At 47.4% G+C, this 18,810-nt stretch carries 5 protein-coding genes; 3 read left to right on the top strand and 2 right to left on the bottom strand.

Annotation, left to right across the window (positions count from 1 at the left end; translation table 11 throughout):
* Window positions 1-404: 404 nt before the first annotated feature.
* Entirely contained in the window at window positions 405-5,714 is a 5,310-nt protein-coding gene (locus F6I03_RS05480) for an SdrD B-like domain-containing protein (RefSeq protein WP_150983081.1), read from the bottom strand.
* A gap of 792 nt (window positions 5,715-6,506) precedes the next feature.
* On the opposite strand from F6I03_RS05480, the gene F6I03_RS05475 reads away from it, so the two are divergent.
* From F6I03_RS05475 to F6I03_RS05465, 3 genes are read left to right on the top strand one after another with little or no spacing between them, the layout of a single operon-like run.
* On the top strand, window positions 6,507-6,878 hold the full coding sequence (locus F6I03_RS05475) for a GntR family transcriptional regulator (protein ID WP_070430529.1): 372 nt from the start codon (window positions 6,507-6,509) through the stop codon (window positions 6,876-6,878).
* Between the two features lie 3 nt (window positions 6,879-6,881).
* Window positions 6,882-7,661 (top strand): ABC transporter ATP-binding protein, encoded by a 780-nt coding sequence (locus F6I03_RS05470; protein WP_070430530.1) that lies wholly within the window; start codon window positions 6,882-6,884, stop codon window positions 7,659-7,661.
* Complete coding sequence (locus F6I03_RS05465; RefSeq protein WP_070430531.1) at window positions 7,662-8,276, top strand: ABC-2 transporter permease; 615 nt, start codon at window positions 7,662-7,664, stop codon at window positions 8,274-8,276. It begins immediately after the preceding gene.
* Between the two features lie 1,126 nt (window positions 8,277-9,402).
* Here the strand turns inward: F6I03_RS05465 and F6I03_RS09960 are convergent.
* Window positions 9,403-18,693, bottom strand: coding sequence for a Rib/alpha-like domain-containing protein (locus tag F6I03_RS09960; protein ID WP_150983080.1), 9,291 nt, complete (start codon window positions 18,691-18,693; stop codon window positions 9,403-9,405).
* Window positions 18,694-18,810: the final 117 nt, after the last annotated feature.

Here is an 18,810-nt window from a genome sequence, read left to right as displayed (position 1 = left end):
TACTTTACCATATAAAATATCCCAGAAAGCCGATCACTCTCAAATAGTAGCATGACACTCCTGAACAGCAGGAAATAGCTGAAGTTTAGGGCTAAAATCCTAAATCAACAGCTATCTATTTGTCTCTAAAGACAGCTTATCTGAAAAGCGACAACGTTGTCGTTTTTGTGGAGCCGTCCACGCCGTCAGTCGGTATCTTCGCTCACGAAAATGCCGGTCCACTAGCTCATCCCAATCATTCTGGACCAGTTCCTACCATATTATATACATGTGGGTATATCCCCACCCCACACACACAACAAAAGGCATATCAAGTCAGCTTTATAGCGTCTTTGATATGCCTTATTGTTATTTGTACTGATGAGAAGGATATTGAGAAGAAATACCTGCGATTATTATATTACTTAATCTTTTTTCTTTGATCCTAATGTTAGTGATGCAAAGCCCAAAAGTACGGATACTGTAAGTGCTGCTGTTGATACGCCAGCGATAGCACCTGTTTGTGGTAATTTACTGTTTACTGCTTGGTGACCTTTAGTAGCTTTTCCGTTGGCTTTAGGTGTCAGCTTTTGATTAATTTCTACATGCTTTGTTCGTTTAATCTTTGCTTCACCTGGTTGCTTGCTGCCTGGGACATTGCCACCTGGGGTATTACCGCCTGGAGTATTGCCACCTGGGGTATTACCGCCTGGGGTGTTCCCACCTGGTGTATTGCCGCCTGGGGTGTCGCCACCTGGTGTATTGCCGCCTGGGGTATCGCCACCTGGGGTATTGCCGCCTGGGGTGTCGCCGCCTGGGGTGTTACCACCTGGAGTATCGCCACCTGGAGTATTACCGCCTGGGGTGTTGCCGCCTGGTGTGTTACCACCTGGAGTATCGCCACCTGGAGTATTACCGCCTGGGGTGTTGCCGCCTGGTGTATTACCACCTGGAGTATTACCGCCTGGGGTGTCGCCGCCTGGGGTATTGCCACCTGGATTACCTGGTTTATCTTCTTTCGAACAAATTTCGCAAATATAGCCAAGGTCTGTCTTCGTCTCGTCCGTATATTCGATGATTAAATGTTTGTTTTCATCGAAGTAAACATTGACAATGCCGCGACCATCTTTGCCGTCCTTGCCATCTTTACCGTCTTTGCCATCACGTACGACAGTTTCGGTCTTCTTGCCATCGGTGTCAATGACTGTGATCGTGTAGCTGCCATCTTTATTGTCAGTTACTGTGATTTGTGGTGACTTACCGTCTTTACCATCACGAATAATGGTTTCTTGGGTTGAACCATCGGTATTTGTCACGATGATAGTGTATGAACCGTTCGCATTGTCTCGGATATCGACACGTGGTGATTGGCCATCCTTGCCGTCACGGACAAATTCGCGAGAAATTTCTTTGTTATCGCCATCGAAAACGATAATCCATTGGCCGCTTTCACCTTTATCGTTTTGACCCGGTTGAACCTTAACGGATGGTGTCTTGCCGTCTTGGCCATCTTTACCATCCTTACCGTCAGCAACGAATTCAGTTGAAACAATTTCATCTTCAGTGAACTTGCCGTCGCCGTTCTTGTCAAAGTAAGTGATGATCCATTGGCCAGATTGACCAGCTTCGTTTGGTCCTTCAACCACATGAACGTAAGCTGATTTGCCATCTTTGCCGTCCTTACCGTCTTTACCATCTTTCACTACAGTGGTTGTTTGGCTGCCATCTGGATTGGTAATCGTAATGGTATGGGTGCCGTCATTGTTGTCTTTGACTTCAGCTGTGGCAGCCTTACCATCCTTACCGTCTTTGATGATTGTTTCAGATGTCGTGCCATCTGGGTTGGTGATGGTTACGGTATGGGTCCCATTGCCGTTGTCTTTGACTTCAGCCTTAGGTGACTTACCATCCGCAACAAATTCGGTTGAAACAATTTCATCTTCGGTGAACTTGCCGTCGCCGTTCTTGTCGAAGTAGCTAATGATCCATTGACCAGGTTGACCGGCTTCGTTTGGTCCTTCGACTACATGAACGTAAGCAGATTTACCATCTTTACCGTCTTTACCATTTTTCACTACGGTAGTCGTTTGGCTGCCGTCTGGATTAGTGATGGTAATGGTGTGGCTACCGTCGCCGTTGTCCTTAACTTCAGCTGTGGCAGACTTGCCATCTTTACCGTCTTTGATGACCGTTTCAGATGTCGTGCCGTCTGGGTTAGTGATGGTTACCGTATGGGTCCCATTGCCGTTGTCTTTGACTTCAGCTTTTGGTGACTTACCATCTTTGCCGTCCTTACCGTCTTTACCATTTTTCACTACGGTAGTCGTTTGGCTACCATCTGGGTTAGTAATGGTGATGGTGTGGGTGCCGTTATTGTTGTCTTTGACTTCAGCTGTAGCGGCCTTGCCGTCCTTACCATCTTCAATGACTGTTTCAGTCTTCGTGCCGTCTGGGTTAGTGATGGTTACAGTGTGAGTCCCATTGCCGTTGTCTTTGACTTCAGCTTTTGGTGATTTACCGTCCGCAACGAATTCGGTTGAGACGATTTCATCTTCGGTGAATTTACCGTCACCGTTCTTGTCGAAGTAGCTAATGATCCATTGACCAGGTTGACCGGCTTCGTTTGGTCCTTCGACTACATGAACGTAAGCGGATTTACCATCTTTACCGTCCTTACCATCTTTACCATTTTTCACTACAGTAGTTGTTTGGCTGCCATCTGGATTAGTGATGGTAATGGTATGGCTACCGTCACCGTTGTCCTTAACTTCAGCTGTGGCAGACTTGCCATCTTTTCCATCTTTGATGATCGTTTCAGATGTCGTGCCGTCTGGGTTGGTGATGATTACGGTGTGAGTTCCATTGCCGTTATCCTTAACTTCGGCCTTAGGTGATTTACCGTCCGCAACAAATTCAGTTGAGACAATTTCATCTTCGGTGAATTTACCGTCACCGTTCTTGTCGAAGTAAGTGATAATCCATTGACCTGGGTCGCCTGCTTCGTTTGGTCCCTTAACCAGGTGAACGTAAGAAGACTTACCGTCTTTACCTGGATCACCCTTGTCGCCTTTTTCACCATTGCGAACCACAGTGGTTGTTTGGCTACCATCTGGATTGGTAATGGTAATCGTGTGCGTTCCGTCATTGTTGTCTTTGACTTCAGCTGTAGCGGCCTTGCCGTCCTTACCATCTTCAATCACTGTTTCAGATTTCGTACCGTCTGGGTTGGTGATGGTTACGGTGTGAGTACCATCGCCGTTATCTTTAACTTCGGCCTTAGGTCCCTTCCCATCTTTACCGTCCGCAACGAATTCAGTAGAAACGATTTCATCTTCAGTGAACTTGCCGTCGCCGTTCTTATCGAAGTAGCTAATGATCCATTGGCCTTGGTCGCCCGCTTCGTTTTCTCCCTTAACGAGATGAACGTAAGAGGACTTACCGTCTTTGCCTGAATCGCCGTCTTTACCGTCAGCAATGAATTCACGTGAGACCACTTCGTCTTCACCGAATTGGCCGTCGCCATTCTTGTCGAAGTAGCTGGTGACCCACTTGCCTTGGCGGCCTTCTGAGTTCGTTCCAGCTTCTAATTTAACGAATGAGGACTTGCCATCCTTAGGCGCTACTTCCTCTTTGGTTCCGACTTCACGGATCTCAGCTTGAGGTTCTAACTCCCGTACGCGACTCACTTCGGTAAAGTAGGACTTGTAGTTCTTCCCGTCAACTTGGATGGTATCTTGACCTGTTTCAGTAGTTTCAACCAATTCATGTTTGTAGATGACACGGTCACGGCCTTTAACGCCACCTTGAACCACAACGGTTACCCCTTTAGGCAAGTTGTTGTTTTCGCGGGTTTGAACTTCGAAGGCCACTTCTTCAGTTGTCATTTCAAAGTTTGTAAACTTCTTATCGGCTTTCTTTTCATCTTTGTAGAAACCAGAGTCAACGGTCATGTCATTCCCGTTCTCTAAGCTAACCACGACTTGGCTGCCACGCGAGTTCTTCCCGGGTGTGCCTTGGTTAGCTGGGGATGGCAGATAGCCTTGAGGGGCATCGAAGGTCACAATATAGACCCCGGCTGCTTTCTGGTTGAAGTGATAATTCCCTTGAGCGTCTGTGACGGTGGATTCAAGCACTTCACCCCGGGCATCCCGCAAGGTCACCTTAACGCCTGCAATTCCGGCTTCACCTGCGTCTTGGATTCCGTTCTTGTTGGCATCTTCCCAGACGAAATCGCCGATATTGTATTTTTCCTTGACTTCGCCTGAACCATCCGCTTTGTTGGTTTTTTTGGTGATGTCAAAGGTCCAGTAGAAAGGCGAATTGTTGGCGTACAAGGTACTCTTAGCAGATACCGTGGTTTCGCCGTTCGCAGCGGGTTTGACCTTGGTATCTACCGTGTAATAATAAGCGTCACTCGTGCAGTTAGGTAATTCAATGAAGATCCCTTCCGTCGTGCGCTTAATATTCAGATCATTGGTCACTTCTTGGAGGGTGTTGGGATTATAATATAAGCTTTGGTTAACCTCTTGACCTCTAGGAATGCGGTAAACATGGACTTCATCCGCTGGGCTAAAGGCCGCATCACTTTGCGCATCCTTCTTGGTGATCGCAATCGTTGGCACACCTGGGTTTAAGTGTTGGTTAATGGCTTGGTAATCCGCATCTAAAGGATAAGCCCCCGTTTGTAAGGTCAAGTTAGTGGCGTTGGCTACCCCTTGAACACGGAAAGTATTGCCCTTCCAATCGATGTTTTGGACAAGGATCTCATTACTTACCCCAGTATTTGGATTCTTGCCGATGCCTTGGTAATCCACATTAATGACATGGCTCTGTGACCGGTCACCCACGGAAACCATAATGTTTTGTGGGCCATCTTGAGGCACAGTCTTCGGATCGATAAAGATTGGGAAGCTGACATTAGCCTTCACATTATCCAATAATTCGGCAGTTGGGGTTAGGACATAGCGAATCTGACGTTGCTCTTGGGGGAGCACAACAGGTTCAGCTAGGACTGCACCCTTGTAATAGATCGGTTCGAAAGAAACCGCTGCATCTTTCATCACCCCATTGAGGTTGACATTATTACTGAATTGGATATCGAAATAGTCGCCAGCCTTGGCTCCGTTGCCGATGTTGAATGAGGTATCGACACGTAAAGACCCGCTAGCTTGGGGTTGAACGGTCCCCTCACCCACGCGACTATTTGGATTGGAGATCTTAATTTCAACATTTTCAATCTCGCTGTTAACATTTTTGCCAGGAATTTGATCCGCATTGGCATATAGGGCTAAGCGTTCTTTAGGCTCATTGCTTGCACCCTCACCAGCATAATAGCCTGCACGACTTTCCTTGTCAGCTTCAGGTGTTGCTGGTTTTTCTTCTGCTCCAGCTTTTTCTGCTGTTGGTGCTTCCTCATTTTCTTTTTCTGCTGTTGGTGCTTCCTCTGCCTTAGCAGGTTCAGCTTGAGGCGTGCTTGCTGGTGTTTCGTCCAGACTTGGTGCGGCTTCAAGACTTTCGCTTGCTGCCGTCTCGCTTGGTTGGGCCACCGTTTCAGCGACGGGTGCGCTCACTTCTTCATTGCTTGCCGCTTCAACAACTGCTGCATTGCCCATAAAGAGTAAGCCCGCTGCTACCGCTACTGATGCCACGCCAACATTCAATCGTTTGATCGAATAGCGATAGAATTTATTACTTCTCTTTTCTTGAAGTAATTTAAGATTATTCTTACTAACCATAAATTCCCCTCCGTTTTCTTTTTTTGACACGATTTACGCTTAAATCTAAGCACCCAAATCGTATAAAAAAAAAAAAAAAACGCAAGAAAAACTTCAGAAAAGGCCATAAAATATTTAAACGGCCTCCAAATGTCTTTTCTATAAATGCATGTACAAATCAAGCTATCAAAGGCTTTCTCCTTCCAAATGTTTTCGTTTTTCAAGATATTTTCATCAACAGAAATAAACAATATTGTATACAAAAAGCGATGAAGCCTGATGACTTCATCGCCTGCCCCACTGACTATTGCTAGGTTGTTTCATTATTTGCTTTGTTTTTTATTAGGAGAGTCAGTAGGCCTTATGATGCGGGAGGGCATCACAAGGAGCATTAGATCACATTTGATCGGTAAAGTAAACCGCTTTGTCATTATTCAGAATATTCATGTCGAGGGCGTTTCAGGCCTTATATGTAATTAAAAATTTATCTCATCAAACTTTTACTTTTCTCTGAACGACATTTGGCTCTTGATCTCGCTGTTTCTTACATCTTTATTTTCTTTTATTCTGAACTTTTTGCTTGTTATGATTGTTTATTATTTTGTATTTATAATCTTTTCTATGTTTCAGCTTATAATATAGGGTGTACAAATATTGTTTAGTTATGAGTTAATAAATTATTTTTTTGTCTTTGCAATCGAAGCCAGCTCTTGGGGCTTTAGCTGGTCCTCCCCTCCCCCAAACTTGACAAGCCCCTCCCTGAATCTTATAATCTGTATATACCGTGTATACACTATAGAAGGAGTTTTGTGGATGAACATCAAGCTTTCCAAATTTTCCAAGTTGCCCTTGTACCAACAAATCATTAGCGAAATGAAGCGTAATATTTTATCCGGTCAGCTAGCTGAACGCGAGCGCCTGCCCTCGATCCGGCAACTGGCCAAGGATTTGGGCGTGAGTGTGATCACGGTCAAGAAGGCCTATGAGCGCCTGGAGCAGGAGGATTTTCTCATGACCATCCCTAGCCAAGGAACCTATGTGGCGGACCTTGATACGGCACAGATTGAGGCCAAGATCCTGGCTGACATCGACCAGAGCCTAGACGACATCACGCAGAAGGCCAAGAGTATCGGACTGACTAGCTCAGACCTGACCCAACGCATCCTAGAGAAGATGGAGGAATAAGAGATGACTGACGCGATTAAACTAAGCAATGTGTCCAAGAGATGGGACGATTTTGCGATTGAAGACATGAATTTACAGATCCCTAAAGGCTATATCACCGGCTTTATCGGCCCGAATGGAGCGGGCAAGTCCACCACTATCCAGCTCATCATGGACCTGGTCAAGCTGGACAGGGGGCAGATTGAGCTCCTGGGCCGGGACCATCAGCAGGCGGGCAAGTCGGCACGCGACCGGATCGGCTTTGTCTATGCGGAGAATGTTTTTTACGAGAATTTGACGGTGGAAGCTATCGGCAGGGTCGTTGGCCCCTTCTATGCCAAGTGGGAGACGGACCGCTTCCATCAACTGTGCCAAGACTTTGACCTGCCCCTGGCTAAGAAGGTGAAGGCCTTGTCCACGGGCATGAAGGTGAAGCTTGCGCTGGCCCTTGCCTTGAGCCACAATGCCGACCTGATTATCCTCGATGAACCGACTTCGGGCTTGGACCTCATTAGTGACTTAGAGAAGATTGCCGATTACATTGTCCTGATCCAGGATGGGCGCATTCTGATGGACGAGGCGAAGGATGACCTGCTTGACCGCTACCGCCTGGTCAAGGGGCCGACTGCCCTGCTGGATGCCGATACCCGTCCCTTGCTCAGCGGTTTAAGCGAAACAAGAGCCGGCTTTTCCGGTTTGACCCAAGAAGCGGCCAGCTTCCAGGAGCTTTTTGGCGACCAGGTGCTCATTGAGCCCGCCAGCCTGGAAGAAATTATGGTCTACAGTTTGAAAGGAGGCCATTAAATGAAAGCCTTACTAAACAAAGAATGGCAAGTCAGCCGAAACTTATTACTGCTCTCCTTATTGGTCCATTATAGTGTCCTCTTTATTATCGGAGACGGCCAGCTGCCTTTAGCTATGGGCCTGGTCCTCGCCCTCTTCCAGATTCGAAACATCGACGGCCAGGATGACAAGCGGGCCTACCGCCAATTGATTCAGAGCCTCCCCGTCAGTCGGAGGGAAGTCGTAGCTGGCAAGTTCCTCGCCCACCTGCTCGAAATGGGGCTCTTCCTCGTCCCCCTCATCCTCTTGAATACCCTCCTGCCGGCTTATAAGGCCAATAGCCTGTCTGAGATCTTATTGGTAGGCCTCCTCAGCCTCCTCCTCCTTGCTGGCTACCAATTCCTCTACATGGTCTTTGGCCCAGTCTTTATGAATTATGTCACGGTGATTGGCTTCCTCCTCCTGATCAGCTTCGGATGGACCATCGTGCACAGCTCCTTTGTCCAAGGCCTCATCCAAACGCTTATGGCCATGGATACCAGCCGCCTCCTCCTATCGGCCAGCCTGCTTAGCCTAGGCCTAGCCGCCCTCTTCTTCCTCCTCACCGTCAAGATTTATGAGGGAAAAGATTTGTAGTTAGATTCAGCAATTGGCTGTGATATCAAGCGCCTTGGTGACTGCTTTCGGGTCGCCAAGGCCTTTTTGTGTGGACTGAGGCTGATGGTGGGAGCCAGTCGAGCTGGGAGCCGCTAGCTGCTGCTGGGGAGGTGGCGGTGCGTGGGGTCATCCGGCATATTCCTCTGAGAAGATGCCGGTGCGCGAGGCGATTCGGCATATTCCCCTGAGAAGGTGCCGGTGCGCTGGGTGATTCGGCATGTTCCCCCGAGAAGGTGCCGGTGCGCACGGAGATTCGGCATATTCCTCTGAGAAGATGCCGGTGCGCGAGGTGATTCGGCATATTCCTCCAAGAAGGTGCCGGTGCACCAGCCCATTCCCATAATTCTGACTCACTTCTCTCTATAATAGTAGAAGTTTTATCGCAAGGCAGCGCTTTCGTCCCTATGATGAAGCAGTTTCTCGGGGAGAAACTGCACCTCCCCTTATGATCTGGCAGCTTCTAGCTCACTTACTGCCTTTTCTCTTGGCCTATGTCCATTTCTCCTCGAGATACGGACAGATCTCTTACCCTTTTGACCGGTTCTCCACGAGTTACGGACAGATCCACTACCCTTATGGCCGGTTCTTCCCGAGATACGGACAGATCCTTTGCCCCTGTGTCCGGTTCCTCCCGAGTTACGGACAGATCCACTACCCTTATGACCGGTTCTTCCCGAGTTACGGACAGATCCCTTACCCTTATGACCGGTTCTCCTCGAGTTACGGACAGATCCCTTGCCCCTGTGTCCGGTTCTTCCCGAGATACGGACAGATCTACTACCCCTGTGTCCGTTTCTCTCCAAGTTACGGACAGATCCACTATCCTTATGACCGGTTCTCCCCGAGATACTGCATCTTCACTTGAGAACTTGCACTTTCTATCCCAGATACTGCATCTCCGCTTGGGAACTTGCACTTTCTATCCGAGATACTGCATCTCCACTTGGGAAATTGCACTTTCTAACCCAGATGCTGCCCCTTCCTCCATTATGAAGCAGTTTCTCGTGGAGAAACTGCACCTTATAGTACCCAAGCAAGCCAAAAAGCCCCCGCACGATCTTGTGCGAGGGCTTCTTTTGTGTCAGCTTAGGCGGTCAAGAAGATTTTAGTCTTTCTTTTTGCCTTTGCCGAGGGCTAGTAAGCTACCAGCGCCGACTAAAGCGAGGGCGAGGCCGCTCGTTAGGCCGACAAGTGCTCCGGTTTGTGGGAGTTTGGTCTTCGTTTGAGCTGCTTTAGCATGGGCTTTGCCTGCTTGGCTAGCTTTTGGAAGCGCGCTTGGTGCTTTGTGGTTAACTTTGACTGCGCCTGTGGCTTTTTGAGGAGCGGCAGGTTTAGTCTCAGCTGGGGCTGGTTTTTCTGGGGTGACGGGAGCTTCTGGTTGGGCTGGGGCAGCGTCAGAGCCGTTATCGTCACGTCCAGCGGCATGGCCTTTGACTGGAACCACTACGACCTTCTTACCGCCTGGTAATTCTGGGTCAGAGATGGTGACAGTGATTGGGCCGTCAACGTCAGTGCCTGGAGTCACTTCCACTTCGCCCGTTTCAGGGTTGATGACAACAGGGATGTCCTTGCCGTCTTCGTCCTTAGCGGTAACTGTGGTGTCCTTATCCGGGTTAATGACCTTGATGCCAGTGCCTTGTTTGTCGTCCGTTGGGTTGACTTCCTTGACTTGGGAATCATCCACTGAGGTCGTCTTCTTAACATCAGGTGTCGTGTCCGCATTAGCTTTCACAATCACCCATACTTGAGCAGCTTCGGTGGTGCCGTCAGGTAAAGTTACGGTGACATCGATGATGGCGTCGCCCACTTTATCGGTTGATGGGAGGACTTGGCCTTCATTGATCGTAACCTTGTAAGAGCCTTCTGGAACGCCGACTACCTTAATGGCCTTAGTGATGTCATCTGCAGTCAAGCTTTCGCCGACATGTTTCACAACAGGGTGGGATTCGATTGGGTAAGCGACAGCTGGGTTGCCCTTGCGTGTCGTTTCGCCCGTTGCCTTTTGAACCGTTGCGGTTTCAACAGCAGGCTTCTTACCTTCTTCGGTTTGTTCCACCGTCACCTTGTCGCCAGCGAAAAGTTTGTTGGCAGGAACCTTAACCGACCAGTTGCCGATACCGTCAACCGTTGTTTCGCCAATGACCTTGCCGTCCTTGTCTTTCACAACAATCTTAGCATCTGGCACGCCGTTACCTTCCACGATTTCGTCGCCTTCATGGATCGCTTCGATCGTCGGTTTAGCGGATTGGTCAGAGCCGTTGTCGTCGCGACCAGCTTCATGGCCTTTGACTGGAACGGTGACTTCCTTCTTACCGCCTGGTAATTCCGGATCGGTGATCGTCACAGTGATTGGACCGTCAACATTTGTACCTGGGGTAACTTCCACTTCGCCGGTTTCAGGGTTGATTACGGCAGGAATGTCTTTGCCGTCTTCATCCTTGGCGGTCACTTTGGTATCCTTATCCGCGTTGTTAACCTTGATGCCAGTGCCTTGCTTGTCGTCCGTTGGGTTGACAGGTTTAACAGCTGAGTCATCAACGTTGGTCTTTTCGCGAACTAAGTCCGTACCTGGGATGGTGTCTTTAGAGCCATCTGGGTAGGTGATGGTTGCGGTGCCGTCCTTACCGATTTCAACGGTGGTTGGGTTTTGGCCTTCCTTAGGCGCTGGGAATTTATCCTTGTTAGCGTCTTCGATAGCTTTCTTAACTTGAGCTTTTTCGTCTTCAGTTAAGTTGTTCTTATCGGCGACTGGAGTCTTCTCAGCTGGGACATTAGGTGTAATTTGATCCGCTTGGGTTGGATCTGAACCGTTGTCATCACGACCAGCTTCGTGGCCTTTGACTGGAACGGTAACTTCCTTCTTACCGCCTGGGAGGTCTGGATCGTTGACAGTTACCACAATTGGACCGTCAACATTCTTACCTGGAGTGACTTCCACTTCGCCGGTTTCTGGGTTGATGACTACAGGAACATCCTTGCCGTCTTCATCCTTGGCGGTTACTGTGGTGTCTTTGTCAGGGTTGTTGACCTTGATGCCAGTGCCTTGCTTGTCATCCGTTGGGTTAACAGGTTTAACCGCTGAATCATCAACGTTAGTCTTTTCACGGACTAAGTCAGTCCCTGGGATGGTGTCTTTCGAGCCATCTGGGTAGGTGATGGTTGCGGTGCCGTCTTTACCGATTTCAACGGTGGTTGGGTTTTGGCCTTCCTTAGGTGTTGGGAATTTGTCCTTGTTGGCGTCTTCGACTTTCTTCTTAACTTCAGCTTGTTCTTCTGGGGTTAAGTTGTTCTTGTCGGCGACTGGAGTTTTCTCAGCTGGAAGGTCAGGAGTGATTTGGTCTGCTTGAGTTGGATCTGAACCGTTGTCATCGCGGCCTGCTTCGTGGCCCTTAACAGGAACGGTAACTTCCTTCTTACCACCTGGGAGATCTGGATCGTTGACTGTGACTACGATTGGACCGTCAACTTTTGTCCCTGGAGTAACTTCCACTTCGCCGGTTTCTGGGTTGATGACTACAGGAATGTCCTTGCCGTCTTCATCCTTAGCGGTTACTGTGGTGTCTTTGTCAGGGTTGTTGACTTTGATGCCAGTGCCTTGCTTGTCGTCCGTTGGGTTGACAGGTTTAACAGCTGAGTCATCAACGTTAGTCTTTTCGCGAACTAAGTCCATACCTGGGATGGTGTCTTTAGACCCATCTGGGTAGGTGATAGTTGCGGTGCCGTCCTTACCGATTTCAACGGTGGTTGGCTTTTGGCCTTCCTTAGCTGCTGGGAATTTATCCTTATTAGCGTCTTCTATAGCCTTCTTAACTTGAGCTTTTTCGTCATCAGTTAAGTTGTTCTTATCGGCAACTGGAGTCTTCTCAGCTGGGACAGCAGGTGTAATTTGATCCGCTTGGGTTGGATCTGAACCGTTGTCGTTGCGACCAGCTTCGTGGCCGTTAACTGGAACGGTAACTTCCTTCTTACCGCCTGGTAGGTCTGGGTCGTTAACTGTTACTGTGATTGGACCGTCAACTTTTGTACCTGGAGTAACTTCCACTTCGCCGGTTTCTGGGTTGATGACTACAGGAATGTCCTTGCCGTCTTCATCCTTAGCGGTTACTGTGGTGTCTTTGTCAGGGTTGTTGACTTTGATGCCAGTGCCTTGCTTGTCGTCCGTTGGGTTGACAGGTTTAACAGCTGAGTCATCAACGTTAGTCTTTTCGCGAACTAAGTCCGTACCTGGGATGGTGTCCTTAGACCCATCTGGGTAGGTGATAGTTGCGGTGCCGTCTTTACCTACTTCAACCGTAGTTGGTTTTTGACCGTCCTTAGGCGCTGGGAATTTATCCTTGTTAGCGTCTTCAATAGCTTTCTTAACCGCATCTTTTTCTTCTGGGGTTAAGTTAGTCTTGTCAGCTACAGGAGTTTTCTCAGCTGGGAGGTTAGGCGTGATTTGGTCTGCTTGGGTCTTATCAGTACCGTTATCATCGCGTCCGGCTTCATGACCTTCAACTGGAACGACGAAGTCTTGTTTACCTGCTGGTAAGTCTTTGTCTTCAACGGTTACGGTGATTGGGCCGTCTACCTTAGTACCTGGAGTTACAGAAACCTTACCAGTTGTTGGGTCAACGGTTACAGGAACGTCTTGACCGTCTTCGTCCTTGGCAGTCACCTTAGTTGGGGTCTTGTCGTCTTGGTTCTTCACAACTAGACCGGTGTCTTGAGGATCAGCAGTTGGCTTAACCGTCTTAGGTGTGCCTTCAACAGTGGTCTTAGGACGTTCAACAACTAAGTCGGTACCTGGGATGGTGTCTGTAGACCCATCTGGATAGGTAATGGTTGCGGTGCCGTCTTTAGCCACTTCAACGGTTGTTGGGTTTTGGCCGTCCTTAGGCGCTGGGAATTTATCCTTGTTGGCGTCTTCGATAGCCTTCTTAACCTTGTCTTGTTCTTCTGGGGTTAAGTTAGTCTTGTCTTCGACTTCGGTCTTGGCTGGGACAGTTGGGGTAGTAGTTTCAGCTTGGGTTGGATTTTCAGAAACCTTAACCGTTACTGGCACTTCATCCTTAGTCCCGTCTGGGTAGGTTACAACAACAGTTGCTGGTTTGTCACCTGGTTTTTGCGTATCGACTGGTGTCTTGAACTCGAACTTGGTGCCTTGTGGTAACTTGTCCGCATCCTTGATTCCGTCTTTAGCGTTTGGTGTTTCCCCTACCTTGGTGTTGATGTCTTGACCTTGAGGATTGTTCTTTTCTGCATCCGTTAAGTCTTTGACTTGTACCTTGGCAGGAACTTCTTCGCTTGAACCGTCTGGGTAAGTTACAACAACAGTTGCTTGTTTGTCACCTGGTGTCTTGGTATCGACTGGTTCCTTGTAGGCAACTTTAGTCCCTTGTGGTAGGTCGCCTAAGTTCGCAATTGAATCTTCAGCCTTAGGTGTTTCACCGACTTTGACTGTTTGGTCCTTAGCTTGTGGTGTGTTCTTTTCTGCGTCAGTTAAATCTTTAACGACAACTTTAGCTGGAACTTCTTCGCTTGAACCGTCTGGGTAGGTTACAACAACAGTTGCTTGTTTGTCACCTGGTGTCTTGGTATCGACTGGTTCCTTGTAGGCAACTTTAGTGCCTTGTGGAAGGTCGCCTAAGTTCGCAATTGAATCTTCAGCCTTAGGTGTTTCGCCGACTTTGACTGTTTGGTCCTTAGCTTGTGGCGTGTTCTTTTCTGCATCAGTTAAGTCTTTGACGACAACTTTAGCTGGAACTTCTTCGCTTGAACCATCTGGGTAGGTTACCACTACAGTTGCTTGTTTGTCACCTGGTGTCTTGGTATCGACTGGTTCCTTGTAGGCAACTTTAGTCCCTTGTGGTAGGTCGCCTAAGTTCGCAATTGAATCTTCAGCCTTAGGTGTTTCGCCTACTTTAACTGTTTGGTCCTTAGCTTGTGGCGTGTTCTTTTCTGCATCAGTTAAGTCTTTTACGACAACTTTAGCTGGAACTTCTTCACTTGAACCATCTGGGTAGGTTACCACTACAGTTGCTTGTTTGTCACCTGGTGTCTTGGTGTCAACAGGTTCCTTGTAAGCCACCTTAGTCCCTTGTGGAAGATCGCCTAAGTTCGCGATAGAATCTTCTGCTTTAGGTGTTTCACCAACTTTAACTGTTTGGTCCTTAGCTTGTGGCGTGTTCTTTTCTGCGTCAGTCTTCTTAGTGGCGTTAGCTACAATAACCTCATCCTTGGTGATTGGGGTATTAGGAGCAACAGACCAAGTGATTGGTTCCTTGTAGTCATTGGCTTTAGCAGGATCAATTTTAGCTGCTGGGTACTTGTCAGCTGGGATGCCCTTGCCGTCTCTTACGTGGAGAACTTTTTCTGGAACTTGGGTGCCTTCGCCGGCCTTGAGGGTTACCTTGTGATAGCCTTGTGGGACTTCTGCGTTTGGATCAGTTGGTTCGATCACGTCAGCGCGTTGGGCCACGTTGAAGCTTGCTTCTGTGGTATCGGTTGTCTTATCGCCGTAAGTCACAACGACTGGAACTTTGACCACTTTGCCTTCGTCAGCATCTTGAGGGGTGTAAGTCACAACACCGGTCTTAGGATCGATCTTAGCCCCTGCTGGAGCCCCCTTGCCTAAAGCGAATTTAGCGCCGGCTGGAGTCTTAGTTGCTTTATTGGCACTATCTTTGAAAGTTGGTGCCTTCGAAGCAGCTGGTTGACCAACATTAGCTTGGGTTTCTTCGTAGCTTGGTTGGTAAGCATCCTTATCCTGTTGTTTCACCGTGATTGGTGCCTTGGATTCGGCCTTGAGTTCACCCGTCTTACCTGGGACAGTGACTTCAACCTTCTTACCGTCATGGTCTTTCTTGGTTAGAGGTGTGTCTGGGGTGTAGTTAGGTACGTCTTTAAGGCCAACTTTAATGCCATACTTGCCGAAGTCTTCTGGTCCAACAACTTTTGTTACGCCATTGGCATCGGTTAATTTCACCTGGGTGCCGGCTGGATCAAGCTTGTTGTCGCCTTCCTTGCCTTCAGTGTAGGCTTTCTTGGTTGGGTCTTTGACGATTTCAACCTTAGCGATACCGACATTGTTTTCGTTGAAGGCTTTGTCTTCGTAAACAGAGTGGTATTCACGGGTGTCGCCAGTGAGCCCTTCTTCAATTGGGGTATCTTTCACTAATTCATTGTCAAAGATAGGTTCCCATGAAGACCATTTCTTGGCTGGGTTGTCTGCAACTGGGTTAGTTGGTACAACTTGGTCGAATTTCTCTTGGATAGCTGGGTCGTTAAACTTGGTGCCCTTGAGGACGTCGAAAGCTTTGACCTTAGACTTATCCGCAAATTTACCGGTCACCGAACCGTCCTTGGAGTCTGCATTGAATTTCAGACGAACATAGCCTTCTGGAACAGGGGCATTTGGATCGGTTACGTCTTTGATCTTATCTTGGGCAGCCACATGGATTGGCGCATTGGTGTTATCTTGTGAGCCATCTTTGTAGGTAACAACGACTGGGACATTAACGGTTGTATCCGCGTCAGCTGCTTTAGGGGTGTACTTCACAACACCAGTTTCGGGGTCAATTGTTGCTCCGGCTGGTGCATTATCAGCTAAAGCAAACTTAGCGCCTGCTGGTTTAGCGACATCCTTGCCAGCCTTGTCGATGAACTTAAGGTTTGAAGTAGCTTCTTGACCGACATTGGTTTGGACGGGTTCGTAGACTGGGTCAACTAAGTCTTTTTGTTTTTCCTTAGCTAAGACCTGAATCACAGCATTTGATTGAATCTTCATCCCATTTGGATAAGTAAGAGTTACAGGAACGGTGACAGTTTCACCTGGAATCTTAGCTGTATCTGCAGCCTTGATTGTTACTACACCAGTCTTAGGATCAACGCTTACAGGAATATCTTTATTTCCAACTTTGACAGTTTTAAGCGGTTCGTAAGAGATTTTGGTTTCGCCATTCTTATCAACCGTTTCTTTTCTTTCTTCAAATGAGAAAGTTGGTTTACCGTCATTGGCATTCGGTGTATATGCTTTACCTGCTTCATTCTTATATTTTGGTGCAGCTGTTTTTGCTTCTTGACCAGCTTGCTTTTCGATCTTATCATATTCGACCTTAGGAGCTGCAATGAAAGCATCTGCAGCAAGTGCATCTGTTAGATTATCATGCTTGCTTCCATCATTTAAGAAAATAGCAGAAGTGAATTTAGCTGGTGCGCCAAGTTGCTTATCGACATTCAATGGAATGGAGGCTGGTGCTTTGCCTTCAGGAGTTGTTACGAATTCAGTCGCTTCTCCATATGGCTTACCATCTTTAAACCATCTTTGGACATAAGTCGTACTTGGTAAAAGACCTTCAGACGCATTTTCTACTTTTGCACCGGCTGGAGCAAAGTTTGATTGTGCATCGTAAGTTTTAATCGCATGAGCCGGTTTAGCTACGATGGCAGCAAAATTGACGTCTGAGATATTTCCTGAAGCCAAGTTTGATGGACCAACTGGTTTTGCAGCCCCGTCTAGAAGAGCAAACATGTTGTTTTGTGATGTATTTGACCAAATATTATAGTTATCAATCAAAGAAGCTGCATACATATAATCTTGGTTAATGTGACGGTGTTTTTGACCAATCGTCCCATTCCAAGCCATTAAATTCGTATGGTTTTCATCTTTAACATCAACTACTTTTCCATATTCTTCAGGTTTAATCGTATGAGAAATTGGTAGCCCACTATTTGCTTCATTTCGAGACACACCATAGAGCCCTCTAAATGGAATATAGTAATTTCCATCAGAATCAACGGTTCCAACTACTGTTTCAGCAATATGTGATCCTTTGCCATGTTTCTTTTCATAATCGGCAATGATTTTTTCTTGAGCTTTTCTAAATTCCAAAATTCTCGGATTGTCTTGCCCATCAGAACCTGTGTAGTTATTGTCTTTCTTCCATTTATCGAATAAACGAGCTACCTCATCATTCACGTAGGAAGCCACTACCTTAGTCTTAGCTGCCGGAAGGTCCCATGAATCTTTCTTCCACATACGAGCATCTGATCCAGCAGGGTCGCCACCATCGAACCAAACAGTCCCTCTAACAGTCCCATAAGGACCTTTATCTTTCCACTCACCGGAAGGATCTGGGGATACTCGCCAGGTATTTTTAGGGCCAACTAGCCAATCATTATTCAATAATTTTTCTTGGAAAACCACTTGACCATTCACAATGCGGTCAATCCCTACCGTAAAGTCCCAAGATTCATTGGTACGAGTCAAACGTTTGTGGAATCCAGTAATTTGGTCCCCACCCTTGATCAAAGCTAAATTCGCTGGATCAGGGTTTTCTGCCCAAGTTCTAACTGCAAAGGCTTCTTGGTCCCCATCAGATAATTTCCATTTATGAACGTTACCAAACTTATCGATAATTGGCTTATCAAAGGTAAAAGTAAAGGTCCCATCAGCATTTGAAACAGTCTTATATACTGGTGACACATAGCCATCTTTATAAGCCCATTGCAAATAAACAGGAACGCCAGCTAAGGTTTCCTTAGTTATTTCGTTACTATTACCATTTCTATATACGAAAACAGTACCGGAATAAGAGCGCTTATCGCCTTTCTTACCCGTTGCATCAATAGCGGAATCCTGTAAATTTTTAATTAATTCAGATTCCCCAGCCATGCTCATGTCTGAATTGGTTGTATCAACACCTGAGCCATTCCCAGGATTAGCTGAGTTGGCTGTACGAGTTGATGGTTTGTTTTCAGCTGGTTTGTCAGGCTTCTTGTTCGCACGGCCTCTTCTAGAGGTATCTCTAGCCGCATAGAAAGTCAATTCACCTGGCTTTTCGTCTTCAGCTGCTTTTTCGTCAGCCTTAACTTCTTTATCAGCTGGCTTTTCTTCAGCTTTCTTGTCAGCTTTTGGCGCTTCTTCAGCCTTCTTAGCTTCAGTCTTTTCAGCCGGTTTTTCTTCGGCTTTCTTAGCTTCTGGCGCTTTTTCCTCAGCCTTCTTGTCAGCTTCAACTTTCTCAGCTTCTGCTGGCTTTTCAGCTGGGGCTTCTTCGGCCTTCTTGTCAGCTTCAGCAACAGGAGCGGTTGGCTCTACTGGGGCTTCAGCTACAGGAGCGGCGCTTGTTTCAGCTGGCGCTTCAACTGCTTTCGCTTGCTTCTCAGCTTCGAGGGCTGCGGCTGCAGCGGCAGCTCGGCGCGCTTTTTCCTCTTCAGTTTCTTCCGGTTGTGCGAGGGTGCTCGTATTGCCAGTTTCTGCGGCGGCTACTTCAACCACGGCAGCGTCACTGGTAAATAACAAGCCGGCTGCAACAGCAACCGAGGCCACCCCGACACTTAATCGTTTAATGGAATAGCGGTAGAACTTGTCTGCCTGCTTTTCCTTCTTGACCTGATAGTTATTCTTACCTACCATATGTCTCCTCCTTATAAATTAAACAATGCAATAATGAAACATTTGTTAAATGGATTATATAGTTCATAATAAAATTATAAAAATAACACAAACTTATTTCATGAAATATATTTCTTG

Origin of the sequence: Aerococcus sanguinicola, assembly GCF_008726925.1 — a bacterium.
Lineage (GTDB): Bacteria > Bacillota > Bacilli > Lactobacillales > Aerococcaceae > Aerococcus.
Note: the sequence above shows the minus strand (reverse complement) of the source record. Positions and strands in the feature narration are given on the sequence as shown.

Excerpts from the sequence above, each read along its gene's own strand:
- F6I03_RS05480 (WP_150983081.1), bottom strand. The coding sequence starts at position 5,714 with ATGGTTAGTAAGAATAATCTTAAATTACTTCAAGAAAAGAGAAGTAAT.
- F6I03_RS05475 (WP_070430529.1), top strand. The coding sequence starts at position 6,507 with ATGAACATCAAGCTTTCCAAATTTTCCAAGTTGCCCTTGTACCAACAA.
- F6I03_RS05470 (WP_070430530.1), top strand. The coding sequence starts at position 6,882 with ATGACTGACGCGATTAAACTAAGCAATGTGTCCAAGAGATGGGACGAT.
- F6I03_RS05465 (WP_070430531.1), top strand. The coding sequence starts at position 7,662 with ATGAAAGCCTTACTAAACAAAGAATGGCAAGTCAGCCGAAACTTATTA.
- F6I03_RS09960 (WP_150983080.1), bottom strand. The coding sequence starts at position 18,693 with ATGGTAGGTAAGAATAACTATCAGGTCAAGAAGGAAAAGCAGGCAGAC.